The following is a 22,617-nucleotide window of genomic DNA, read 5'->3' on the forward strand; positions in this document are numbered from 1 at the left end:
CGTTACGAGGCAACGGTCGGGATCGCCTCGATCATCATCTGGCTCCGCGCGAAACCCGACCGCCGTCAACCATGATCCATCAGACAGGCCCTAGGATGCGGGTGGCGGGCCGGGACAATCATGGAGTTCACCGGGTCCGGGGTTCGACTCCTCGGCGGTCCACGTGCTCGATTCGCCCGCTAGCGGGGGCAAGACGACTGCCGGGAGTGCCGGCGACGTCGATCTCGTCGGCCGTGACGACGATCTGACGGCGCTGCGTTCGTTCGTGGATCGGGCACGGCGAGCGGGTGGCACCTTGTTGCTCGTGGGCGAGCCCGGCGTCGGCAAGACGGCGTTACTGGGGGCGGCCGCCGGGCACGCCGAGGAGGCGCGGACACGGATCCTTTCGGCCTCGGGCACCCAGTTCGAGGCGGCGCACAGCTTCTCGGCCCTGCACCAGGCGCTGCATCCCCTGGTCGAGGACCTCGGCGGGCTGAGCGCGACCCACCGGCGGGCGCTCGGTGTCGCACTGGGGATCCGCGCCGGTTCTCCGCCCAGCCTGCTGATGATCGCCAATGCGACGCTGGCGCTGCTCGAACGGGTGGCGGCGAGCACCGCGGTGCTGCTGATCGTCGACGATCTGCACTGGCTGGATCGCGCGAGCGCCATGGCGCTGGCCATGGTCGCCAGACGCGTACCGGCCCGGGTCGGGCTGCTGGCCGCCTACCGATCCGGGGAGGAGAGCTTCTTCGACCGGGCGGGTCTGCCCGTCCATGAGATTCGGCCGCTTGACGATCGGGCCGCGATGACGCTGGTCGCCCAGCGGTTCCCGGCGCTGGTCGCGCGGGTCCGGCGGCGCCTGCTCGACGCGGCGCAGGGCAACCCGCTCGCGCTGCTGGAGCTTCCGCTGGCGCTCACCGATCGTCAGAAGTCCGGACTGGGATCACTGCCCGACGTACTGCCGCTGAACCGCCGTCTGCAGGCGGCATTCGAGTCGCGGGTGAGCGGCCTGCCCGCGCCGACCCGGCGGTTGCTGCTGCTGGCGGCGTTGGACGGCACCGGCCGGCTGAGCACCCTGGCCGCCGGCGACGCGGCCTTCGCGGACCTGGCTCCGGCCGAGCGGGCAGGTCTGGTCCACGTCGACGAGCGTGCCGGCGCTCTGGCGTTCCATCACCCGCTGACCAGGTCGGCCGTGGTTGATCTGTCCACGCTCGACGAGCGTATGCGTGCGCATGCCGACCTTGCCGAGAGGTTGGCGGGCCGCCCGGAGCGGTCCGCCTGGCACCTGGCCCAGGCGACCGCCGGGACGAACGAAGCGGTGGCCCACCGGCTCGAGGACGCCGCTTACGCGATCCGCAGCCGCGGCGACGCCGCCGGTGCGGTCACCGCGCTGCTGCGGGCCGCCGACCTCAGCCCGGTCGGCGCCGAGCGCAGCCGCCGCCTCGCCGAAGCGGCATACCTCGGCGCGGTCGTGACCGGCGACCTGCGCGACGTCCCCCGCCTTCTCGCCGACGCCCGCCTGGGCGAACGTGAGCGGAACCGGCCACTGGTCGCCGCCGTGGCCGCCGCCCATCACCTGCTGCTCAGCGGCGAAGGCGACATCGACACCGCCCACCGGCTCTTGGCCGGCGCCGTCGAGATGCAGCCGACCCCGTACGACGGCGGCGACTCCACGCTGGTCGAGGCGCTCTACACCCTGGGCTGGGTGTGCTACTTCGGGGGACGGGCCGAACTGTGGAAGCCGTTCCACACCGCGCTCGCCCAGCTCACGCCTGGAGTACCCGAACTGCTCGCGCTGCTGGCCGGCACGTTCGACGACCCGGCGCGGACGGCGGCGGCGCTGCTCGGCCGGATCGACACGGCGATCGCCGGCCTGGTCACACAGGCGGACACGGTGTGGAGCATCCGGGTCGGCCTTTCCGCGATGTTCGTCGACCGGCTCACGTTGTGCCGCACCGCGCTGTCCGGCATCCTGAGCGAGGACCGCGGCGCGGCACTCACCCTGTCACTGCACGCCCGCACCCTGCTCGGGCTGGACCAGCTGATGACCGGCGAGTGGGAGGATCTGCGCTCGCTTGCCGAGGAACACGTTGAGCTGTGCCGCACGCACGACTACCGGCTGCTGGAATGCCTGGGGCTGTACCTGCTGGCGATGCTGGGCGCCGCGCGCGGCGAGCGCGACACCGTCAAGCAGCTGACCGACCGGATGACGATGTGGGCGACGCCGCGCCGCGCCGTGCTCGTGCTGCGCATCGCCGCCCAGGCGAAGCTGCTGGACGCGCTCGGCCGCGGGGAGTACGAGGAGGCGTACCGGCAGGCGACGGCGATCGCCCCCGTCGGCGAGCTGCCCGCTCACGTGCCGCACGCGCTCTGGGTGATCATGGACGTGGTGGAGGCCGCGGTGCGTACCGGCCGGACCGGGGAGGCCGCGGCGCACGTCGCGGCGGCCCGTGCGTGCGGCGTGGCGGAGGTGTCCGCGCGGCTGGCCATGACCGTCGATGCGGCAGCCGCGCTGATCGCGACCGAGGAGCAGGCGCCGGCCCTGTTCGACTCGGCCCTCGCCGCCGCGGGCGGCGAGCGCTGGCCGTTCGAGCGCGCGCGGATCGCCCTCGCCTACGGCGAACGGCTGCGGCGGGACAAAGCCACGACCCGGGCTCGCGAGCACCTGACGTCCGCGCTGGACACCTTCAACCGGCTGGGCGCGCACCCATGGGCGGCCCGCGCGGCGGCCGAGCTGCGCGCGACCGGCCTGACGGTCCACCGTCTGCCCCCGGCCGGTCCGGCCGCGCTGACACCGCAGCAACGGGAGATCGCTGAGCTCGCGGCCGCCGGCCTGACCAACAAGCAGATCGGCGAACGGCTGTTCCTCTCGCCCCGGACCATCAGTACCCATCTCTATCAGATCTTCCCGAAGCTGGGCATCACCTCGCGCGCGGCGCTGCGCGATGCGCTGGCGGACACCGGCAGCGCGGGCCGGCCCGCGCGCAACGGCTGACGAACGAGTTCGGCGATGAGACCGGGCTGCGCATGGAGCGGCAACCCGCGCAATGGTCAGCAGCAACACACGCCCACCGCAGGGCTGCATTCAGCGCCCCCCCCGGAACGTGGCATCAGCCGGCCACAGGCCCAATGCCCCACAACGACGATGGCCCGCCGCGGCACGCGCACACATCGCCAGATCCGCGCACCTGATCAAGGGGTGTACGCCAGTTCGTTGGGGCTGGCATCGCTCCTCCTGCGGCAGCGCGGCGATGTGCTGCTGGATGTGCGGGTTGATGCCTTGGTGGATCAGCGGAACCCGGGCCGCGTGTCCGATGAGCCGGAAAGCGGGGCGGTCGACGATGCGGGTGTCCATGGGGGGTGCTCCCTTCGACGGTCAGGCGGAACCTGACTTGCGGCTGTGCGCGAAGAGGGCCTCCGTCTCGGCGTACGTCACCAGGGCTGGCGCCGTGGACCGCCCGGAACGCACGTCCGAACGCCTCGGTTGAGCCATATCCGTGCCGGACGGCGATGCTCAGCAGATCGTCCTCACCTCGGACGACATCGGCAGCCGCGACGGTCATGCGGCGTCGGCGCACGTACTCCGACAGCGGCATGCCGGCCAACGACGAGAACATCCGGCGCAGGTGGTACTCGGTCGTGCCGAGCGCCCGGGCCAGTCCGTTGATGTCCAACTCCTCTGTGAGGTGCTCCTCGACAAGGTCGACGAGCCGGTTGAGTGCCGAGATCACGAGACCCTCCTTTCAACGTCAACCCTGGCCGAAGACACCCCTACCGCGCCCGACCGCTGTGGCCCGATCCGATCATGTGCCTGGACCGTCGCCGCGCTAACGCAGCAAGTACCGCCGACAGGACGCCGACGTCCAGCCGGGTCAGCAGTGGCCGTACTGCCGGAATCGCTCATCCATTCGTTGATTCACCTCCGGCTATATGTCCGGCAGGCTCGGCCGGTGGACCGCTCCTCCCATGTGACATTCGGCGGGTTTCTGGCCGGCGGTCTCGCCGGTTTCGGCCTCGGCTTCCTGTTCGCCGCCCTTGCTCTCAGCGGCACCGGGGACCGGTGACTGGCGAATGCCACCTGTGTCAACGTGGTCACATCGACCAGACCGTCTGGGAGCGCACGGGGGTTCCCAGATCCCGTACGGGCTCGGGCGCGGGTCGTCATCGTGGACAGCGAACTCGCCGCTGCTGGCAGGCCCCCGACAGCGGTGTTCAGGCCGACGCCTGGTTGCTATCCGCCGACCCGGTTTCCTCCACAACGCCCGTGTTGGGCCCAGCCGCGCCTGGCTGCAGGTGGTCGAGGAGCGCCTTGGCGGCAGTGAGCGCCTCGGCGCTGAGGCCGTCCAGGACTTCGGCCTCGTCCACCTCGATGTCCTTGACGAGCCGACCGACCAACCGGCGTCCGGCCGGGGTCAGCTGCAGTCGATAGGAGCGGGCGTCGCGCGCATTGACCCGGCGAGTGACGAGTTGGTCGCTGACGAGACGCGACGCGGCTTCGCTTACCGTGGGTGCCCGGATTCCGGTTATCCGGATGATGTCGGCCGGCGGGCAGGCGCCCTGAATCCAGAGCGTGTGCAGAATCTCGTAGCTGGTCAACGTCAGCTTGGCCGGGCCGAGGATTTCGTGCTCGATATGGCGGCGGATGGTCGTCGCGGCGCGGTGGACACGTTGAGTGAGCGTCGCGCCTGCCGGTGTTTTCCACGCTACTGGCATTACAGATGCCGCAAATCGGAAAATCGGCACGGAGTGCGGATTCTGTAATTGTCAGGCGCAAGGGTGCAGACTCCAGATATTCGGTGGGTGGGCGCTCGACGTGTCGGGGTCGTGATTGCAGGATGCCGCCTGCTGGGCGACAAGTCCACATCGGCGGGCTCCGCCGCCTACCGGCGGACCTGACGGGCCTGCGCGGTCACGGAGTCCTGCACGGCACGCAGCACGGTGAGCGCGTCGTCCGGCAGCGTGTTGACCACCTCCAGCAACGCGTCCCGCAGGTTACTCATGTCGTCCACGTCGACCTGTCGGACCAGCCCGGTGGCCAGTGTCAGCCCGGCCAGCAGCGCGGTCTGCTGGTCGACGGGCGCGCCGGCCGTCACCAGGGCACGTGCCTGGTACCGCAGCGCGACCCCGGGGCTCGATGCGGTAGACGCATCCACCGGTTCCCATTTCCGTCGCCGCAGCACGCCGCCGACTGGTCTCAGCAGGCCAGCGGCCTCCATACGGCCGGTCACGTGTTGGGCCACGTCCTTGACCAGAAAGGTGATCCAGTCCGTCACCGGGTAGAGGGCACCCCGGGCGGTGATCTCGGTCATCACGATGCCGTGCAGCGGATCAATACCCACCTGTCGCGGCGGGGGGATCCGCCGCGCGTTGGCGGCGTGGCGGGGATATCCGGTCACGGCCGGTTCCGCCGGTTCAGCCGCCGGATCGATAGGTACCACCCGTCCCGCCTGCAGCCGCACGTATCCGGCCAGCGCCAGCTCACCGATCAGCGCGCCGGCAAGGGCTGTCCCGAGAATACCGTCGGCCAGCAGCCTGCCGGTCCCGTAGTCGCGATGCGACAGGAACCAGAACTCGTCGGCCAGGGGACGGCGGCGGGGCAGATACGACGACATGTGTTCCCCGTAGTCTCGAGCCGGCATTGTCTGTGGTTGATCATTAACTCGCGGATTGGAAAACTTCGGTGTCGAACCATAGTCCATGCGATACCGGCCCTCAAGCAGCCGTTGAGATGTTCCTGTACGGAAACTGGCACTCGCGATTTCGTCCGCGTAAATGCTTGTTCGGGATTGAAGTATCTCACTCTCGTCGCTAGCGTGCTGAGGCAAACCGATCGCCGAGAGGGATTCATAGGGATGTCCGTGCAGGAACCGGCCGCGCTCGCACCCGGCCTAGCCCAGCGCCAGCTGGGCACCTTGAAGCTGACCTTCTACACGGTCTCGGCATCGGCGCCGCTGACCGTGCTCGGTGGCGGCGTGGTCGCCACCCTGGCTGTGACCGGCAACGTGGGCACGCCGCTCTCGTTCCTGATCCTCGGTCTGGCGCTCGCGCTGTGGGCGGTCGGGTACACGGCGATGAGCCGCTACCTCGTCCATGGCGGCGCGTTCTACACCTATTTGGCCCGCGGGCTTGGCGGCGTGTGGGGCGTGGCCGGCGCCGCGGTCGCGCTGGTCGCCTACAACGGCATCCAGATCGGCCTCTACGGGCTGTTCGGCGTGGTCACCTCGGCCCTCGCCCAGGCCGAGTTCTCGCTCGACTTGCGGTGGTACGTCTGGGCCGTCATCGCCTGGCTCGTCGTGGGCGTCCTCGGCCTGTTCAAAGTCGACCTCTCCGCCAAGGTCCTCGGTGTGCTGCTCGTGCTCGAGATCCTGGCCGTCTCCTTCTTCGACGCCGGGGCGTTCGGTCACCCGGCCGTCGGCCATATCTCGTGGGAAGGCCTTTCGTTTGGCCAGCTCCTCCTCACCGGCGGTGCGATCGGCGTGGTGCTGGCCTTCGGCACCGCCGCGTTCGTCGGGTTCGAGTCCGGGCCCGTGTACTCCGCCGAGGCCAGGGACCCACGCCGAACCGTGGCCCGCGCGACCTACATCGCGGTCGGGTTCACGTCGATCTTCTACTGCCTCTCGGCGCTGGCACTGATCATCGCGGCCGGCCCGGACAAGGTCGCTGACATGGCCCGCGACCCCAACGCCGGCATGCCGTTCAACTTCATCGAGCAGTACTACAACCACACGGTGGCGACCATCGCCAACTGCCTGTTGGTCACCAGCGTGTTCGCGGCGCTGCTGTCCTTCCACAACGTGGTGTCTCGCTACTTCTGGGCGGCCGGGCACGAGGGCGTGCTGCCCCGGTTCACCGAATCGACGTCGACGCGGACCGGCGCCCCCATCGCGGGATCGCTGCTGCAGTCGCTGCTCGCCGCAATCGTCGTGGCGATCTTCGTCTTCACCGACGCCGATCCGATGACCCAGTTGTTCACCTGGCTGTCGTACATCGCCGCGGTCGGCATCCTGCTGCTGATGGTCGGCACCTCCATCGCCGTCATCGGCTTCTTCCGCCGCCAGCCGGACCTCTCCGAGGGCGTCTGGCACCGCGTGATCGCGCCGGCGCTCTCGGCGGTCGTGCTCGCGATCATCCTCGTCATCACTGTGTTGAAGGCCGACGCGATGCTGTCCGCCGACAAGGGTTCGGTGCTGACCTACGTAATGCCCGGCATCATCGGAATCACCACGGTCGTCGGCATCATCTGGGGCTTGATCCTGCGCTCCATCGACCCGCGCCTGTACGACGGCATCGGTACCGGCGGCACACGGACCGCCCCGGACGACGGCCTCGGCTCCCTGCTCAACGCCCGCGACAACGCGGCCACCGGCGACCTGCAGCGGTTCTGATCGTCTCCCGCCGGCGGCGGGTCAACTGGGCTACCAGGTGACCCGCCGCCGATCCATGTCCCACCTCCGATCCGAGCAGAAAGAACCCCTTTTATGACCGTCACCGAACAGCCGGGCCAGCAGGCCGGCAAGACCGTCACTCATCCGCTGCAACGGCTGTCCGCCGCCGAGATCACCGCCGCCCGGGCACTGGTCGAGCAGGCCGGACTGCTCACCCCGACCACCCGTTTCGCCGATCTCGGCCTTGACGAACCCCATCTCGACGACCCCCAGCAGGTCGACCGGCGGGTTCGCATACTGCTGCTCGACGTCGCCACCGGCCGGGCTCGGACCGTGGTGGTGTCGCTGGTCCGCGGCGCCGTCGACGAGGTCGTCGAGCACGATCCGGCCGTCGACGGGCAGCCGCCCATCCTCCTCGAGGAGTTCATGCGGGTCGAGGAGATCGTCAAGGCCGACCCTGGCTGGGTCGAGGCGATGACCCGCCGCGGCATCAGCGACCTCGAACTCGTGCGCGCCTGCCCGCTGTCCGCGGGCTGGTACGACCGGCCCGGCGAGGCCGGCCTGCGGATGCTGCGCGTGCTGTCGTTCCTGCAACACCGGCCGGAGGACCACTGCTGGTCACATCCGATCGACGGCGTCGTGGCCTACGTCGACCTCACCGCCGGGCGCGTTATCGAGCTCGTCGACGGGCCGCTGCTGCCGATCCCGGCCGAGGAGGCCAACCACGACGACCCGCGGTACGTCGGCACCCTCCGCGACCTCAAGCCGATCGAGATCACCCAGCCGCACGGCCCGAGCTTCACCGTCGACGGCGACGTGGTGACCTGGGGCGGCTCCGATGCCGAAGGCTGGCGGTTTCGGGTCGGTTTCAACGCGCGTGAAGGCCTGACGCTGCACGAACTCACCCTCGGCGGCCGCCCAGTCCTCGACCGCGCGTCGATCGCCGAGATGGTCGTACCCTACGGCGATCCGGCCAACTGGCGAGCCTGGCAGAACTACTTCGACGTCGGCGAATACCAGTTGGGCGCCCAGGTCGCGCAGCTGCAGCTGGGCTGCGACTGCCTCGGCGAGATCTACTACTTCGACGCCGTACTCGCCGACGCCGACGGCAACCCGGAAACCAAGACCAACGCCATCTGCCTGCACGAGGAGGACGCCGGCGTCGGCTGGCGGCACTTCGACCTGTTCACCGAGTCCAACGAGGTCCGCCGGCAACGCCGCCTGGTGATCTCGTTCTGGGCCACCGTCGGCAACTACGACTACGGCTTCTTCTGGTACCTCTACCTCGACGGGCGGATCGAGTTCGAGGCCAAGGCCACCGGAGCCCCGTTCACGAGCTCCTACGTCGAGGGAAGCCCCTGGGCGACCAAGGTCGCCCCGCAGCTCGGCACGCCAGGCCACCAGCACTTCTTCTGCGCCAGGATGGTCCTGGCCGTCGACGGGCGCCGCAACGCCGTCGATGAGGTCGACCTGGTCCGTGTCCCGGCCGGGCCAGAAAACCCGCTCGGCAACGCGTTCACCCGCCGCTTCACGCGGCTGCGCTCGGAGGCCGAGGCCACGCGGATCGCCGACCCCGCCGTCGGCCGGGAATGGCACGTCACCAGCACCGAGCACCGCAACACGCTCGGCCAGCCGACCGGGTTTGTCCTGCAGCACCCCGGCGGCCCGCTCCTGCTCGCCGACGACAGGTCCTCGATCGCTGCCCGGGCCGCATTCGCCAAGACGCACGTACAGTTCACGCGCTACGCGCCCGGTGAGCGGTACCCGGCCGGAGACCTGCCCAACCAGCACCCGGGCGGGGCCGGCCTGCCCGCCTATTCCGCCGCTGATCGGGCCCTCGACGGCGAGCACCTCGTCGCCTGGGTCACCGTCGGCATGACCCACTTCCCGCGCCCCGAGGACTGGCCCATCATGCCGGTGGCCAAAACCAGCTTCGCCCTGCAACCCTACGGATTCTTCACCCGCAACCCGGCGCTCAACGTGCCTCCGAGCACCGCGAGCCACTGCGCGACGACGCCGGGGACAGGGCACGAGGGCCACCACTGAGCCGCCGCAGTCAACTCCGTCGCGTAGGCGCTCACGAGCTTCGGCCCGCGGGCGCCTACCGCCTTTCCGGTGGATGGCGGCCGCCTATCCGTTGAAGGGGTCTTCGTACATCCCGATGATCACGCTGTGCAGTTCGTCGGGTGTTCTCGGCTGCCGATACAGGAACTCCAACCCATATAAAGGATATGGCGGGGCGTGTGAAGTCCACTCCGCGTCCTCATCTCATCCGAGTCGCGGACATGTCGATGGGCGCGCACCGGGTCCGTTGCGTTGAGCGTTCCCTGGTCAGGCAGGCTTGAGCGGTGAAGCTCTCGAACCGTCGGCGTCCGGCTCTGCCACCGCGTTCGGCGTTTGCCGGGTTCCGGTTCCTGCCGGACGTGATCGTGGTCGCGGTCCGGCTGTACCCGCGGTTCAATCTGTCGTACCGAGACGTCGAGGAGTTGCTGCTCGAGCGTGGTGTCGAGGTCGACCACGTGACGGTCTTCCGGTGGGTCCAGCGGTTCACGCCACTGCTGGCCGGCGCCGCCAGATTCTGCCGGCATTCGCCTGGTGGCAGGTGGTTCGTCGACGAGACCTACGTGAAGGTCAATGGTGTCCGGCGGTACATGTACCGGGCCGTGGATCAGTCCGGCCAGGTCATCGACGTGCTCGTCTCAGCCCGCCGCGACGCCGCCGCAGCACGTAGCTTCTTCCGCCAGGCGTCTGCCACGTTGAAGGTGACCCCGAACCAGGTCGTCACCGACGCGGCACCCGTGTACCCGGCCGTGCTCGACGAGCTGGTTCCGTCGGCGTGGCATCACATCGAACGCCACGCCAACAATCGGATCGAGGCCGACCACAGCCAGCTGAAACACCGGCTCAGACCGACACGCGGGCTGCGCACAGACCAGACCGCACACACGATCATCGCCGGACACGCCTTCAAGCAGAACCTTCACCGCGGACACTACGAACTCGGCCTCGACGCCCCACGCGGGCTCCGCGTGGCCGCAGCGTTCACCGAGCTCACCGCCGCCATCTGAGTCAGGGCGCGAGCGCGAGTTCACCGCGCCACCCGATCAAACAACGCAACGGCCCCCAGTAGAGTGCGGCGCGTGAAGAGATATGCCTGACTTCTACCGGGTCATAGTCGATGCGGGCCACGACCTCGCGGCGTCGGCCAGAAACATCGGCGCCTTCAGTACGAACACCTTCGATGCGGCCCGAAACCTCGGACGAGCCGACCTGCTGTCGGCCGACGAGGAGATCGCGAACCTGCTCAAGCGGGCCAAACTTAAGCACCTAGTGATCGGCTTCGCGGCCGTTGCCGTCGCGGTCGGTGGCACCGTCCTCACGGTCAAGGCCGCGCCGCACATCAAGGGCTGGATCATCAGCATGAAGTCGAAACTGAGCGGCGAGGCCGCCAGCCGGCCGGCCCTCGATGGTGACGCCGAGACGGGCTTTCCGCAGGAGGTAGAACTGGCGCTGGAGGACCTCCGGGCAGGCATGAGCAGCGGGGAAGCGCAACGGCGGATCGCGATGATCATGATTGCCGCGGCTTTCATCGCGGACCAGATCCGAGCGCTGTCCCACGCTCGCGTCGAGGACGCCGAGGCGCCCCGGGAACTGCGAATCGCACTAGCGAAGCTCTCCGCCGCTGACCTCACGGACACCGTCAACCGAATGCTGGAGGCCAACTCCTCGCTGCTCAGCGACGAGACCTCGGCGGCGCTCATGAAGATCTTCGAGGGCGGCCGGTTCGTCGAAGGCGCGTACGTGCCGCTTCGCAACGACAAGGTCAGGGACGCGCTCCGCCTGATGAACGACGAGGACTAACCACGGTCCGGCCGGGAGCCGCGCGGCCGGACCGCCTCGTCAACACTGCACACTTCAGGCACAGGCGACCCGCGACTCGCGGTTACCCCAAGGTAGTTGAGACGGATAGCCAGGACATGATCATGTTTGCAGATCTGCCGAAGAGCGGATGTCCGATCGTGGCGTGGCCCTGTTGACTTCAACCCAAGTTGAGGTGCTTCGCTGCCGACCATGAATCTTGACGGGCTGCGCGTCGCTGTCACCGGCGCTGGACGTGATACGGGACGGTTGCTGGCAGAAGCCTTTGCCGAGCACGGTGCACAGCTGTTCCTCTCGGCCCGGAGTCTGGCAGCGGCCGAGCACGTTGCCAGCGTGGTCAGCCAGCGCGGGCCTGGTCGGGCGGAGGCATTTCGCTGCGATCTGGGCGAGGCTGATTCGGTGCGCGCGTTCGCTGCAACGTTGGCCGATCGAACGGAGCATCTCGATGTTCTGATCAACGACGGTGCTGCCTACATTGAAGGTGATGACCTGGGAGACGCCTCGGACGAGCGCATCGAGAGCGTGATGGCTGCGGGCGGGACCGGCACCGTACTGTTGACCAAACATCTACTGCCGCTGCTGCGGGCCTCACCGAGGCCCGACATCATCAACATCATCTCCGCCTGCGGCGAGATCGGGCACGGTCGTTCTGGCGCGCACCCCGCGTTCTGCGCTGCTAAGCATGCCCACGCCGGGCTTGCTGAGATCCTCTCGCGCCGGCTCAGGCCGGAAGGAATCCGGGTGGTTTCCCTGTTCCCGCCAGACTTCGTTCAGGACGGATCGCGGCAGGCAAACGGCGACCTCACCGCTCGACCGGTCGTCGACTGCGTACTGTTCGCGGTCGGGCAGCCACGCGATTGCTTCATTCGCGAGTTCCACTTCGAACAGGTTCGACATTGACCAGGAGGGCGAGGACGAGGCGGCTGCGCCGGCCAGCACGGACCATCTCCCTGCCGCCCTGATCTGCCGCGATCCGGGTTGCTAGGTTCAGCCATCAGCTGGGCCGGGTGGGCCGGTGCGGCAGAGCCTGCCGGTCACCGGCCCACGGATCGCAGGCGCCCGGCGCGGGTCTTCGCGAGGTTGCGGACCCGCTTCGTGCGGGCGACCTCGCCCAGCACCGTCAGTACCACGGCCGAGTCGGCCTCCTCGACCACCTTGCGCTGGAGCCAGTTGGAGGCGGCCGCCAACGCCTCGCGGTCCACCGACGCGCCGGACTGCAGCGCCTTGAACAGGCCCCACTCGCGCACCCGCCGCGCTACGAACCCGTCGGCACCCACCGCGTCCAGGAGCGGCTCTGCCCACGCGGCAACGGACGCCGCCGAGCCCAGCAGCTCGGCCCGGCTGTCCACCAAGGACGTCAGCACCGACTCCGCCATGAGCCGGTCGGGCTCGGCGAGCAGGGTCGCGATCAGCGCCGGGTCGTCATCGGGCCTGCTCTCCCGCACGGCGGCGCTGAGCTGGTCGAAACGGGCGTGCCCGTTGGCTGGATCATCATTGGGGGTCACCCGGTGAGGGTACCGGCGCGCACACCGTCCGCCACCGCGCCGGGTCCGGGCGGGTCAGTCCGGCGCGCCCAGGACGGCGAGCACCGCGCGGTAGGCGTCAGGCCCACGGAGAACGAGTCGTAGTACGGAAAGCGACGTTCGAGAGGCTTGCGCACGGTCACCTCGCGAACCCAGCGGATCCCGGGTGGACCGTCGCCAGAGAGCAGCGGTTGACCGGCGCCAAGGGCGCTTGATCACGTTTCCGCATCTGCCGCCGTTGGTGCGCGGCGGCCGGCCAGTGCTCGTCACAGACGGTGACTGGCTCAGCGAGGCAGAGGCATCCTGTCCTGCCGATGTACGTGCACCCGATCTTGCCGGGAACAGCGCGCCGACGTGTCTGCCGGGCGCGGTGACCCGACCGGAGCGTACGAACGCCGTGGCGTAGGCGAGAATCGCCGCCATGTCGTATGACCTTGCGGTTTGGGAGGGCGATCGGCCGGCGAACGACGTCGCCGCGGCGGCGGAGTTCGAGCGCCTGTACGACCGCTACATCGAATCGGATGACGCTGCCGAACCCACGGCGCGGATCGCCGCGTACGTGACGGCGCTGCTGGACCGTTTTCCGGACATCGGCACGGAAGCCGGTGCCGACAGCCCTTGGTCGACCGGACCGCTGATGGGCGAAGCGAGCGGACCACTGGTGTACTTCCCGATGGTGTGGAGCCGCTGCGAAGAAGTCTCGGCCTGGGCGGCTCACCTGGCGGAAGAGCACGGGCTGAACTGCTACGACCCGCAATGGAACCAGCTACGTACGCCCTGGGGCGAGCCTTGGCGATTCGAGCTGACGTCTGCGCGAGGTCGTCCGTTCCGTGACCCCGACCCCGACGTCGTGCGGAGGGTACTGGTGCAGGTGTCTGCGGACTACTACTTCGCCGTGCTGACGCGGGCCGACGACTGGGACATCCAGGTCGGGTACGGCGAACGTGCAGGTACACGACCCGGCTGGTATGCGCTCGATCGGAGAGACAGCGCACCTGATCAGCGTTACCGGGCAGAGGTGACGAATGTCGAGGAAGTCATTCGAGCCTTCGTCGGCTTCCTTGAGGACAACCCCACGGTTGCGCTTCGGTTCCCGTGGCGTCCGTACGCGGTTTGAGCCGGTGTGCCGGACGCGACTGCAGGCTCACTGATCTAGCCGCGATGCGCCTGTTCATCGCCGCACGCGGGCCATCTCATCGAGGTCGCAGGTAATACGCTTCGTGACGTGGTTGATCGACCGACCGCCGTATGGCGGGCAGACGTGGCCAGAGATGCCGCCGACCTTGCCGCAGGTGTCATCGGGCCGGAGGAGGCGGTGTCAGCAAGGTTGTGGCCCGACGAGATGATCCGAGCGACCGATGCCGTCCTTGACGGGTTCGAAGCGGATGTCGCTGGCCTTGTCGACCACAGGTGGGCGGCAGCTACCGATACGGAGGTGCTCGAGGTGGTCGAGCGCACCGTTCGAGCTCTGAACGCGGTCAACAACCAATTCCACGGGGCCGCCTACGAGACAGACGAACGAGAGCTGCTCTGCGAGTACATCGATCGTGCACTGGGAGCGGCCGGCATCGAGCCCGACGAACTGGCCCGCCGCAACGGCCTCCTCAGCGGCGACATTACCGGTCCATGGCGCGACTGGTAGTCAGGCTCGGTTCTCGCGAACGAAGCGCTAGATCAGTTTCTGACTGGTGCACACTCATGCTTGATCCGCGCGCATGTCCTCAACAAGGAGCTGATGAGCGCGTACCTATCGCACAATGTCGCGGTGATCGCATCGCCCCATCCGGCGTCCGGGCTGTCCAAGGCCGTCTGGACGGACGCCGACTTCATGGGTATGGGATGGCATGACTGCCGAGTCCATGCCATCAGTATCGGCGGGTACGAAGACGACACGCTGCCGCCCGGTAGGTTGCTGTTGGACCTCGACTACATCGTGCGCTGGGTGGAGCCCTCCGGAGAGGAGTTCCCGTTCACCCACTGGATCTCGCCCGCGACGCTCGTGTTCGAACGGGCCTGGAAGATCACCGGCCAGCTCGAACCAACACATGAAGTCCTGGAGATCGCCGACATGCATCGCCTTGATCCGCCGGACGACCAACCGGACGCGCGGTGGCACATCGAGGGCCACAACTTCGAATTGAGCCTTCGCGCCCATGGATACATCCAGTATCTCCGGTTGCCGCCGCTTCATGTCGCCCGGCAGGTCCTCACCATGGTCGAGCGCGGCGGAATCAGTTTTGCCAAGCAGTCGTTCGCGTAGCGGTAGCACACGCTGAATGAACATCCGCTTCTGCGCTCGTTCGGTGACGAGGCCTCTGGGCTGACACCTCCTGTCGCGGTCCACTCACGATGCCCGGTGTCAGCTCTGGGGGACGCGGATGTTCGTGATGCGTTGGGCACCGGCGCGGACGATGCTGGTCCTCGATCGCCCTCGGATTCGCATCCTGTCCCAGGAACCGGGTCTGCGCAGGATACCCATCAGCCGGCGCATCACCTCGTCATAGGACTCGGCGGAAAGCAAGCCCATCGCGATCATGTAACGGATCATCACGTGCGCCAGCAGCCGCAGAACCCGCTTCGCCCGCCGCCCGCCGCGGTTGAGCACCTATTCCAGCAGATCCCGGTTGAACCGGGCCGACACCACCCCGAGCCCGATGTGATCGGTCAACCGACCCTGCGGCCGCCGCGGCTCCACTTCAGACGACGTCACGCCACAGCACCGTACCGGCCAGACGGGCCTCGTCAGCTCACCACGCTGACCAGCACAGATGCCTTAACTAAACGGCATTGCGTCCGGAGGTGGCCTGCACTCAGTAGCACGTTGGCGAATCCACTCTGATCTACTAGGTTCGATGATAACGAGTCGCAGTCGGTTGAGCCCGGCCGGCGCCGTTAGGGAGAGGAACGTTGGTGGACAGCAGCGGACAGGTTCGGATCGACACATCCGTTCCGCATCCAGCCCGGCGCTACAGCTATTGGCTGGGCGGCAAGGACCACTTCGCCGCTGACCGCGAGTCCGGTGACGCGATCGCTTCGGCATTTCCGGCCGTGGTGGACTTAGCCCGGGCGAATCGGGCTTTCCTCAAGCGCAGTGTGCGTTTCTTGGCTGAATCTGGTGTTCGCCAGTTCCTGGACATTGGTACCGGTCTACCGGCCCCGGACAACACGCACGAGGTCGCCCAGCGGGTCGCGCCGGAGGCACGGGTCGTCTACGTCGACAACGACCCGATCGTGATGGTTCATGCCCAGGCGCTGCTGGTCGGCGACGCCAGGGGGCGGACAAGCTACCTCGAGGCCGACGTCCGTGACCCCGAGGCGATCCTGGGGCATCCGAACCTGCACGACACGCTCAACCTGAACCAGCCGGTCGGGCTGCTGCTCGTGGCCGTCCTCCATTTCGTCCACGACGATGAGCAGGTCGCGAGTATCGTCCGTCGGCTGGTCGACGAGCTGCCCTCCGCGAGCTACCTGGTGCTCAGCCACGGCACGATGGACTTCAGCACACCGGAGGGTGTCGCCGCGTACGAGCGGATGTTCGCCTCGGGTGGTACGGACGTGCGGGCTCGGTCGAAAGCGGCAATTGCCCAATACTTCGAGGGACTCGAACTGGTGGAGCCAGGAGTCGTCGGGGTTGCCGACTGGCGGCCCGACGAACCGGTCACCGACCGACCGAAAAGCCGCGATCTGGGCATCTACGGGGCCGTCGGACGCAAACCGTAGCCACAGGGGCGCTGTTGCGTTTGCCGATCGGAGGGTGCGTAGCCGATCGCGGTCCGACGCAGACACGGTCACCACCCCGCAGCAACCCCACAGCGCCTCCCCCTCGCCCGCTCAAACCGAGTCGGCCGATCGAGGCTCCCCACCGCCGCCCCGTTACACCCACTGCCGTCGGTGCGGGACGCCCCTGGCCGAGGAGCTCGCCGCTCACGGCTACCACATCGGTTGCTAGTCGTCGGCGGTCCGGCACCGGTGGCCGTCGGCTGTATGAGCGGCGCGGCGCGAAAAGGCGGTTGGGCGAGGCCGCACGCGTCGGCCTCGCCCAACGAAGACTGCTGGTCTCTGGTATGAGGTGACCCCGAGCGAGGTCGTCACCGACGCGGCACCCGTGTACCCGGCCGTGCTCGACGAGCTGGTTCCGTCGGCGTGGCATCACATCGAACGCCACGCCAACAATCGGATCGAGGCCGACCACAGCCAGCTGAAGCACCGGCTCAGACCGACGCGCGGGCTGCGCACAGACCGGACCGCACACACGATCATCGCCGGACACGCCTTCAAGCAGAACCTTCGCCGCGGACACTACGAACTCGGCCTCGACGCCCCACGCGGGCTCCGCGTGGCCGCAGCGTTCACCGAGCTCACCGCCGCCATCTGAGTCAGGGCGCGAGCGCGAGTTCACCGCGCCACCCGATCAAACAACGCAACGGCCCCGTCGTGCCGATCCCGCCGAGGGGCGCGGTCACGTCGCTGTAGTCGCCGCCGTGAGCGCTGGTCGTCCGCCACTGCTCGACGCCGTTGCTCTGGAAGATCGACGCGGTCTGGCGCCACGCGTTGTCGTACGTGGCCAGCATTCGGCCGGGCACCGGGCCGGATGAGACGAACAGGCCAGCGTGTGGCAGCCCGGACGCGACAAGGCGACCAAGATCCCGAACCTCAAGTACGCCTACGTGATGTCTTGAGTGCCATTTCGGTGGGCTGTCAGCAACCGCGCCCGCGGCTCACCGCGGAACTGTCCCGCACCGCCCGGGCCGGTGGCGGCCGGTCCGGGCGGAGGTAATGAGAGCACTCTCACAAAGTTGTACGTCGATATCTACCGCCTGTCAAACAGTCGCTTGCCAGGCGGAAACAATGTCCGTTCGACCGGGCCGGGCTGCCCGTACAGTCGAAATCCGCGTCCGCGACGGGTTGCCGACAGTGTCGGGCTACCACGGCAACACCCGAGTCCATAGGCTCGGCCCGTCGCCTTACTGGGGAGGTTGCTTCATGGCCGTCTACGTGGACCCACCGGCTTCCGCGGACGAGCTCCGCCAGAAGCTCTACGACGGCCACCTGCTGGTGCTGACGAAGCTGCCCTCCGTCGCCGCGTTCGTCGAGCACGCCCGCGAGCAGCTCACCGAGTTGTTCGCGCCGCACGACCCGGAGCACGTCCACGAGCACATCGAGCCCGAGGCGATGGCCGCGCTACTCGGCCCGTGGAAGCCGCGCTTCATCCACAACGAGCGGTCCAAGACGCTGGTGCGCAACATCATCGAGGAGGCGGGCTTCAAGGCCGCCGAGACGCACTTCGACGTGCCGAAGCCGCGCACCTCGTTCCCGATCGGGCACCTCAACACCGGCGTCGCGTTCGCCTTCCCCTGGCACCGCGATGTCTGGTATGCCGCCCCGAACCAGCAGCTGAACTGGTGGCTGCCGGTGTTTCCGGTGCGCGAGACCAACGCGATGTCGTTCGACCTGGACCGGTTCAACGCCCCGGTACAGAACAACTCGGGCGACTTCGACTACTACCGCAACAACGTGGGCCGGCTCACCACCGCCGCGTCGGTGAAGACGGAGGCCCAGGTGCGCCCGGGCGCGTACGAGCACAACCCGCCCAACGAGCTCATCGCGCTGCCCGCGCCCGGCCAGGTGCTGCTCTTCTCCGGCGCGCACCTGCACCGCTCGACCCCGAACACATCCGGGCTGGCCCGCTACAGCATCGACTTCCGCACCGTGCACGTGCCCGACGTGCTGACCCAGCGGGGCGCGCCGCTGGCCGACACGTACTGCACCGGCACCGCGATCCGCGACTTCGTCAACGTCGCCGACGAGTCGCCCTTCGACGAGGACACCGTGGTCGAGATTTACGGCGCTCCCCCGGCCGACGCGATGCTGGTGTTCGACGCGCCCAAGGCCTGACGTACCCGCGACGCCGGGCGACACGGCTTGACGGAGTGAGTACTCACTCCGTACTGTCGGGGCATGACCGGATCCACGCCCGCCCGGCGCCGCGCGCCGGGCATGACCACCGAACAGCGCCGCGAAATGATCCTGCAGTCGGCGCTCCCCCTCGTCGCCGAGTACGGCGGCGCGGTCACCACCGCGCAGATCGCCCAGGCCGCCGGCATCGGCGAGGCGACCGTCTTCCGGGTGTTCGCCGACAAGGACGAGCTGCTGCAGGCGTGCGTCGCGCGGGCCCTGGACCCGACGAACGTGCTGGCCGAGCTTCGATCGATCGCCCTCGACCAGCCCCTCACCGACCGGCTGGTGGAGGCCGCGGACGCGCTGTCGGCCCACCTCGGCCGCATGGGGGCCGTGATCAGCGCCCTGCACGCGTCGGGCCACCACCGGCGCCGCCCACCGGCCGAGGACGAAGGGGCGTCAGGCCGCTCGGCGGCCCGTGACGCCTCTCAGGCCGAGACGAGGGAGGCCGTCGCCGAGCTGTTCCAGCCCGAGGCCGACCGGCTGCGCCTGCCCGTCAGCACGGCGACCGACGTGTTCCTGGGCATCATGTTCAGCCGCGGACGGTTCGCGCCGACCGGGCCCGACCCGGTCGGCGTCACCGATCTCGTCGACCTGTTCCTGCACGGCGCGCTGCGGGCGGCCGATCCCGACTGAGGGCCACCGCCCTCCGCATCGCCGCTCAGTCCGGGTCGGGGTCAAGCGGCTCCGGGTGCACACAGCGCCCGGCCACCTCGCCGGCCGCCCGGAGCCGGCACGACCGCCGCCGCGCCGCCAGCCTCCCCCGGTGCGGCCGGGTGGATTAGCCCAGCCCGGCGGGGGTACGAAGCAGCGCATGGACGACAACGCACCGATCATCTCCGGGATACCGGCCGCGGCCCGCACGGTGGACGCGGTCGGCGTGCACAATGCCCGCACCGGCGCGGACCAGGAGTGGACCGCGGAGGACCTCGCCCTGGCCGAAGGGCGCGACCCGACCCCGGCCAACCTCCGGCGCGCCCAGCGGGAGCTCGACGAGCTCGGCCCGGCGGCGATCGAGAAAACCGTGCCGTAAGGAAGCACACCACGCCGCCGATCGGCACGAGGCGGCTTGGCGCCTCCTCAGATCGTCGCCACGCGGCCGGCGTAACGCTGGGTCCAGCCGGTTGCGGTGTCGGCGGTGATGATCACGTCGTAGTAGCCGTTTTGCGTGGGCCACTCGACGACGGTCGACTGGCCGCCGGCCACCTGGTAGGTCTGGCTGCCGCCGAGGTAGTCGTTGGCCGTCAGGGAGTAGCGCACCGGCTGCGTACCGTCGTTGCGCAACGTGATCTTGGCTGTCGCGACGGAGCCGGCCACCAGGTCGACGTCGACGTGCGGGACGCCGATGTTGTTCTGCCCGGCGGGCACAATCTGGCCGGCGAAGGAGCGGACGAAGCCGTCGTGGCCGTAGACCGAGAAGGCGTACTTTCCGTCGGTCTGCGTGGCGTCCCAGGTGTAGCTCTTCGTGGCGCCCTGGCCGACGGTCAAGGCGGTGTTGGCGAATGCCCGGTACTTGTCCGGGAAGACCTGCATGCTCAGCGTCTTGCCGGACGCGCCGCCATGCATGGACAGGTCCGCGCGGACGGTGCCCGAGACGCGGTCCTCGACGAGCACGCCGTGACCGTGAAAGGGCAGCGGCCGGGGCTTGAGCTGCCCCGCGGGAAAGGTCGGCACGCTGGACGTGCTGAGCGTCAGCGGCTCGACGATCGGGTGAGTGAAGTCGATCGCGCTGGTGAGGTCGCCGCTGATACCGCGGCGCCATCCGCTGATCGTGGTGCTCGTCGCCGGCGTGCCGCGATACGCCGTCCACGTCTCGAGGAAGCGGATGACGGAGGTGTGGTCGAAGACCTCCGAGCCGACCCATCCGCCACGCGTCCATGGCGACACCAGGATCATCGGCACCCGAGGGCCGTAGCCGATCGGGGTGCCGCCGGACCACTCGGCCGGCTCGTTCGATTCGGGGCGCGGCGGCAGGACGTGGTCGAACGCGCCGTCGTTCTCGTCGTAGGTGATGATCAGCAGCGTCGACTTCCAGAGCTCCTGGTTGGCCTGGAGGGTGTCGACCACCTTCTTGACGAATCGGCCGCCGTCGCCCGGACCTGCCGCCGGGTGCTCGGACCAGCGGTAGGGCGCGACGATGTACGACACGTCCGGCAACGGGTACCGCGCATCGGGCCGGCACGCGGCGATGAAGTCCTTCAGCACGCCGACGAGGTTCGTGTCGGAGCTGTTGTTCGGGACACCGGTCGAGGCATACGGGAACGAGTTGGCGCGCCACACCAGGCCGGTGCCGGGAGCGGTCTTGACCGGGTCGTTGAGGTTCGCACTCGACGGGGTGAACGTGGCGAAGCCGCGGATCGGGTTGTCGGTGTAGTCGCCGACCCAGCTGCCACCGCTGTTGGTGTTGTCGACGTAGATCCGCCAACTGACCCCGGCCGCCTGCAGGGCCTCCGGGTAGGTCTGCCAAGCGCGGTTGCCGGAGGACTCGCCACCATTGCCCACCACACCGTTCGACGTCCCGGTCCAGAGGAACAACCGATTCGGGGTGGTCGGGCCATGCACCGAGCAGAAGTTCATGTCGCAGACCGTGAACTCCTGCGCCAACGTCGCATGCACCGGCACCTCACTGAGGTAGTAGTGATGCATGCAGTTGCTGCCCTTGTCCGGCACCCAGCTGTTCCAGCGGCCGCCGTTCGCGCCGTAGAAGTTGTGGTCGAACCCGTAGTTACTGGCGGAGTGGAACGGCGTAACCACACTGGTGCCGTTCGGCTGCTGGAAAACGCTCGTTCCGTTCTGGAAGCGCAGCACCTGCTTGTCGTTGTGACCGCGCACGCCCGGCAGCTGACCGAAGTACTGATCGAACGAGCGGTTCTCCTGCATGAGGATCACGACATGCTTCAGATCGGCCATGGTCCCGGTGAAGCCCTCGGGCAGCACATAGACGGCCGGCGGCACCGAACCACCTGACTTCGCCATCGCCGCTGCGGCCGAACCGGAGCCACCGACCGCGGCGTTACCGACCGCCACGGCCCCGGCGGCGAAGCCCAGGCCCTTGAGCACCCGCCGGCGCGTTCGGCCCTCGCCATCCCCGGCGGTGCCGATGTAGCCGGGATCCTCTGTGGACATCGCAGTACCCCTTCCCGCGCGACTGAAATCCGACGCTCAGTCCACCGCTTGAAGGTGAACGGACGGGCTACCAGAAGTTCACGATGGTCTATATCTTGACCAAGCGTGCAAGCGCGAGAGCATCTACCCTCGGTGCGGCGAGAGCGACCGATCGGGAAGTCGGCGGCCGAGGTCAGCTACGCGGGGTCAGGGCCGGCTGCCGGCACTCCGGGCTCGCGGTCCGGGCGGCGGCTGCCGCGCAGCTCCGCGCCGAGCGCCAGGCCCCAGAGCAGGAACCAGGGATCCCAGAGGTACAGGTGCCACCGGATCGCGGACCGGTCCGCGCCGGGGGCCGCGCCGATGAGGCCGGCCTCTACGATCGCCTGGCCGGCGACGAGCAGCCCGCCGTACGACACCAGAACGACCGCGGCCGCCCACGCCACGAACCGCAGCGGCCGGCGCCACGGCCCGGGCCGCGCGACCGCGAGGCCGGCCAGCGCGACGGCCAGCTTCAGCGCCGCCGTGACCCACACGATCGCGATCAGGCCCGGGTCGCGGGCGCGGCCGAGCTCCTCGATCGTCCCGCCGAGCGTGCTCAGACCGACGGTGCCACCGGCCGCCCAGTAGGCGCTCACCAGGGCGTACAGCGCTCCGAGCGCGAAGGCGACCCACCCGGCCCGGCCGGCACGACGTTCCACGCCGCAATTCTGCCCCGGGTCCGCCACAGGCATCGGCGCCAAGGCTGCCGGCCGGCTGGCGCGGCCGGTCGTACTTTGGTCGGTTCCGGT

Annotated in this window: 22 protein-coding genes and 1 pseudogene; 15 read left to right on the forward strand and 8 right to left on the reverse strand. The window is 68.7% G+C overall.

Features of this window, described 5'->3' with window-relative positions; genetic code table 11:
- Positions 1–163 precede the first annotated feature (163 nt).
- Complete coding sequence (locus AB0367_RS31980) at positions 164–2,974, forward strand: LuxR family transcriptional regulator (RefSeq protein ID WP_366230206.1); 2,811 nt, start codon at positions 164–166, stop codon at positions 2,972–2,974.
- A gap of 115 nt (positions 2,975–3,089) precedes the next feature.
- Here the strand turns inward: AB0367_RS31980 and AB0367_RS31985 are convergent, their stop codons facing one another.
- Entirely contained in the window at positions 3,090–3,596 is a 507-nt protein-coding gene (locus AB0367_RS31985; protein ID WP_366230284.1) for a helix-turn-helix domain-containing protein, read from the reverse strand.
- Between AB0367_RS31985 and AB0367_RS31990 the strand changes: the two genes are divergently transcribed.
- Positions 3,477–4,043 (forward strand): hypothetical protein, encoded by a 567-nt coding sequence (locus tag AB0367_RS31990; RefSeq protein WP_366230287.1) that lies wholly within the window; start codon positions 3,477–3,479, stop codon positions 4,041–4,043. The two genes, AB0367_RS31985 and AB0367_RS31990, sit on opposite strands and share 120 nt — an antisense overlap.
- Before the next feature lie 148 nt (positions 4,044–4,191).
- On the opposite strand, the gene AB0367_RS31995 is transcribed toward AB0367_RS31990, so the two are convergent.
- Together AB0367_RS31995 and AB0367_RS32000 are read right to left on the reverse strand one after the other, a co-directional pair.
- Entirely contained in the window at positions 4,192–4,722 is a 531-nt protein-coding gene (locus AB0367_RS31995) for a MarR family transcriptional regulator (protein WP_366230207.1), read from the reverse strand.
- Between the two features lie 137 nt (positions 4,723–4,859).
- Entirely contained in the window at positions 4,860–5,678 is an 819-nt protein-coding gene (locus AB0367_RS32000) for a GPP34 family phosphoprotein (RefSeq protein WP_366230208.1), read from the reverse strand.
- 153 nt (positions 5,679–5,831) lie between these two features.
- Here AB0367_RS32000 and AB0367_RS32005 point away from each other — a divergent pair, with 153 nt between their 5' ends.
- From AB0367_RS32005 to AB0367_RS32025, 5 genes are all read left to right on the forward strand, one after another.
- Positions 5,832–7,364 carry an APC family permease gene (locus AB0367_RS32005; RefSeq protein ID WP_366230209.1) on the forward strand — a complete coding sequence of 511 codons (1,533 nt, stop codon included), beginning with the start codon at positions 5,832–5,834 and terminating at the stop codon, positions 7,362–7,364.
- Between the two features lie 93 nt (positions 7,365–7,457).
- Positions 7,458–9,410: a primary-amine oxidase gene (locus AB0367_RS32010; protein ID WP_366230210.1), complete on the forward strand. Its 1,953-nt coding sequence runs from the start codon at positions 7,458–7,460 to the stop codon at positions 9,408–9,410.
- 332 nt (positions 9,411–9,742) lie between these two features.
- Positions 9,743–10,432, forward strand: a complete 690-nt coding sequence (locus AB0367_RS32015) for an IS6 family transposase (RefSeq protein WP_366230285.1) — start codon at positions 9,743–9,745, stop codon at positions 10,430–10,432.
- Positions 10,433–10,514: 82 nt separating this feature from the next.
- A complete protein-coding gene (locus AB0367_RS32020; RefSeq protein ID WP_366230211.1) occupies positions 10,515–11,225 on the forward strand; it encodes a hypothetical protein in 711 nt (236 codons plus the stop codon).
- A 210-nt stretch (positions 11,226–11,435) separates the two neighbouring features.
- Positions 11,436–12,143, forward strand: coding sequence for an SDR family oxidoreductase (locus AB0367_RS32025; protein ID WP_366230212.1), 708 nt, complete (start codon positions 11,436–11,438; stop codon positions 12,141–12,143).
- Between the two features lie 134 nt (positions 12,144–12,277).
- On the opposite strand, the gene AB0367_RS32030 is transcribed toward AB0367_RS32025, so the two are convergent.
- Positions 12,278–12,748: a hypothetical protein gene (locus AB0367_RS32030; protein ID WP_366230213.1), complete on the reverse strand. Its 471-nt coding sequence runs from the start codon at positions 12,746–12,748 to the stop codon at positions 12,278–12,280.
- 439 nt (positions 12,749–13,187) lie between these two features.
- Here AB0367_RS32030 and AB0367_RS32035 point away from each other — a divergent pair, with 439 nt between their 5' ends.
- The 3 genes from AB0367_RS32035 (at position 13,188) to AB0367_RS32045 (ending at position 15,026) form a co-directional block, all read left to right on the forward strand.
- On the forward strand, positions 13,188–13,883 hold the full coding sequence (locus AB0367_RS32035; RefSeq protein ID WP_366230214.1) for a hypothetical protein: 696 nt from the start codon (positions 13,188–13,190) through the stop codon (positions 13,881–13,883).
- A gap of 108 nt (positions 13,884–13,991) precedes the next feature.
- On the forward strand, positions 13,992–14,408 hold the full coding sequence (locus AB0367_RS32040) for a hypothetical protein (protein WP_366230215.1): 417 nt from the start codon (positions 13,992–13,994) through the stop codon (positions 14,406–14,408).
- Between the two features lie 93 nt (positions 14,409–14,501).
- The gene (locus AB0367_RS32045; protein WP_366230216.1) at positions 14,502–15,026 is read left to right on the forward strand and encodes a hypothetical protein; all 525 of its coding nucleotides are present in this window, start codon (positions 14,502–14,504) and stop codon (positions 15,024–15,026) included.
- 99 nt (positions 15,027–15,125) lie between these two features.
- Here AB0367_RS32045 and AB0367_RS32050 read toward each other — a convergent pair whose 3' ends face one another.
- Entirely contained in the window at positions 15,126–15,371 is a 246-nt protein-coding gene (locus AB0367_RS32050) for a transposase domain-containing protein (RefSeq protein WP_366230217.1), read from the reverse strand.
- Between the two features lie 305 nt (positions 15,372–15,676).
- Here AB0367_RS32050 and AB0367_RS32055 point away from each other — a divergent pair, with 305 nt between their 5' ends.
- Together AB0367_RS32055 and AB0367_RS32060 are read left to right on the forward strand one after the other, a co-directional pair.
- The gene (locus AB0367_RS32055; protein ID WP_366230286.1) at positions 15,677–16,486 is read left to right on the forward strand and encodes an SAM-dependent methyltransferase; all 810 of its coding nucleotides are present in this window, start codon (positions 15,677–15,679) and stop codon (positions 16,484–16,486) included.
- A 355-nt stretch (positions 16,487–16,841) separates the two neighbouring features.
- Positions 16,842–17,141, forward strand: a pseudogene (locus tag AB0367_RS32060) (DDE-type integrase/transposase/recombinase); the annotation flags it as partial.
- Position 17,142: 1 nt separating this feature from the next.
- Here the strand turns inward: AB0367_RS32060 and AB0367_RS32065 are convergent.
- Positions 17,143–17,349, reverse strand: a complete 207-nt coding sequence (locus AB0367_RS32065) for a hypothetical protein (protein WP_366230218.1) — start codon at positions 17,347–17,349, stop codon at positions 17,143–17,145.
- A 400-nt stretch (positions 17,350–17,749) separates the two neighbouring features.
- Between AB0367_RS32065 and AB0367_RS32070 the strand changes: the two genes are divergently transcribed.
- From AB0367_RS32070 to AB0367_RS32080, 3 genes are all read left to right on the forward strand, one after another.
- Positions 17,750–18,661, forward strand: a complete 912-nt coding sequence (locus AB0367_RS32070; protein ID WP_366230219.1) for a hypothetical protein — start codon at positions 17,750–17,752, stop codon at positions 18,659–18,661.
- A 63-nt stretch (positions 18,662–18,724) separates the two neighbouring features.
- Complete coding sequence (locus AB0367_RS32075) at positions 18,725–19,360, forward strand: TetR/AcrR family transcriptional regulator (protein WP_366230220.1); 636 nt, start codon at positions 18,725–18,727, stop codon at positions 19,358–19,360.
- A gap of 178 nt (positions 19,361–19,538) precedes the next feature.
- Positions 19,539–19,757: a hypothetical protein gene (locus AB0367_RS32080; RefSeq protein WP_366230221.1), complete on the forward strand. Its 219-nt coding sequence runs from the start codon at positions 19,539–19,541 to the stop codon at positions 19,755–19,757.
- A gap of 47 nt (positions 19,758–19,804) precedes the next feature.
- Here AB0367_RS32080 and AB0367_RS32085 read toward each other — a convergent pair whose 3' ends face one another.
- Positions 19,805–21,850, reverse strand: coding sequence for an alkaline phosphatase family protein (locus AB0367_RS32085; RefSeq protein WP_366230222.1), 2,046 nt, complete (start codon positions 21,848–21,850; stop codon positions 19,805–19,807).
- A gap of 176 nt (positions 21,851–22,026) precedes the next feature.
- A complete protein-coding gene (locus AB0367_RS32090; RefSeq protein ID WP_366230223.1) occupies positions 22,027–22,527 on the reverse strand; it encodes a DUF3995 domain-containing protein in 501 nt (166 codons plus the stop codon).
- Positions 22,528–22,617 lie beyond the last annotated feature (90 nt).

Source organism: Dactylosporangium sp. NPDC051484 (genome assembly GCF_040689395.1).
In the GTDB taxonomy this organism is placed as follows: Bacteria; Actinomycetota; Actinomycetes; order Mycobacteriales; family Micromonosporaceae; genus Dactylosporangium.

Coding starts and splice junctions, on each gene's coding strand:
- AB0367_RS31985 (WP_366230284.1), bottom strand. CDS start 3,596: ATGTTCTCGTCGTTGGCCGGCATGCCGCTGTCGGAGTACGTGCGCCGA.
- AB0367_RS32000 (WP_366230208.1), bottom strand. CDS start 5,678: ATGGACTATGGTTCGACACCGAAGTTTTCCAATCCGCGAGTTAATGAT.
- AB0367_RS32005 (WP_366230209.1), top strand. CDS start 5,832: ATGTCCGTGCAGGAACCGGCCGCGCTCGCACCCGGCCTAGCCCAGCGC.
- AB0367_RS32010 (WP_366230210.1), top strand. CDS start 7,458: ATGACCGTCACCGAACAGCCGGGCCAGCAGGCCGGCAAGACCGTCACT.
- AB0367_RS32020 (WP_366230211.1), top strand. CDS start 10,515: ATGCCTGACTTCTACCGGGTCATAGTCGATGCGGGCCACGACCTCGCG.
- AB0367_RS32025 (WP_366230212.1), top strand. CDS start 11,436: ATGAATCTTGACGGGCTGCGCGTCGCTGTCACCGGCGCTGGACGTGAT.
- AB0367_RS32035 (WP_366230214.1), top strand. CDS start 13,188: ATGTCGTATGACCTTGCGGTTTGGGAGGGCGATCGGCCGGCGAACGAC.
- AB0367_RS32045 (WP_366230216.1), top strand. CDS start 14,502: ATGAGCGCGTACCTATCGCACAATGTCGCGGTGATCGCATCGCCCCAT.
- AB0367_RS32070 (WP_366230219.1), top strand. CDS start 17,750: ATGGCCGTCTACGTGGACCCACCGGCTTCCGCGGACGAGCTCCGCCAG.
- AB0367_RS32075 (WP_366230220.1), top strand. CDS start 18,725: ATGACCGGATCCACGCCCGCCCGGCGCCGCGCGCCGGGCATGACCACC.
- AB0367_RS32080 (WP_366230221.1), top strand. CDS start 19,539: ATGGACGACAACGCACCGATCATCTCCGGGATACCGGCCGCGGCCCGC.
- AB0367_RS32085 (WP_366230222.1), bottom strand. CDS start 21,850: ATGTCCACAGAGGATCCCGGCTACATCGGCACCGCCGGGGATGGCGAG.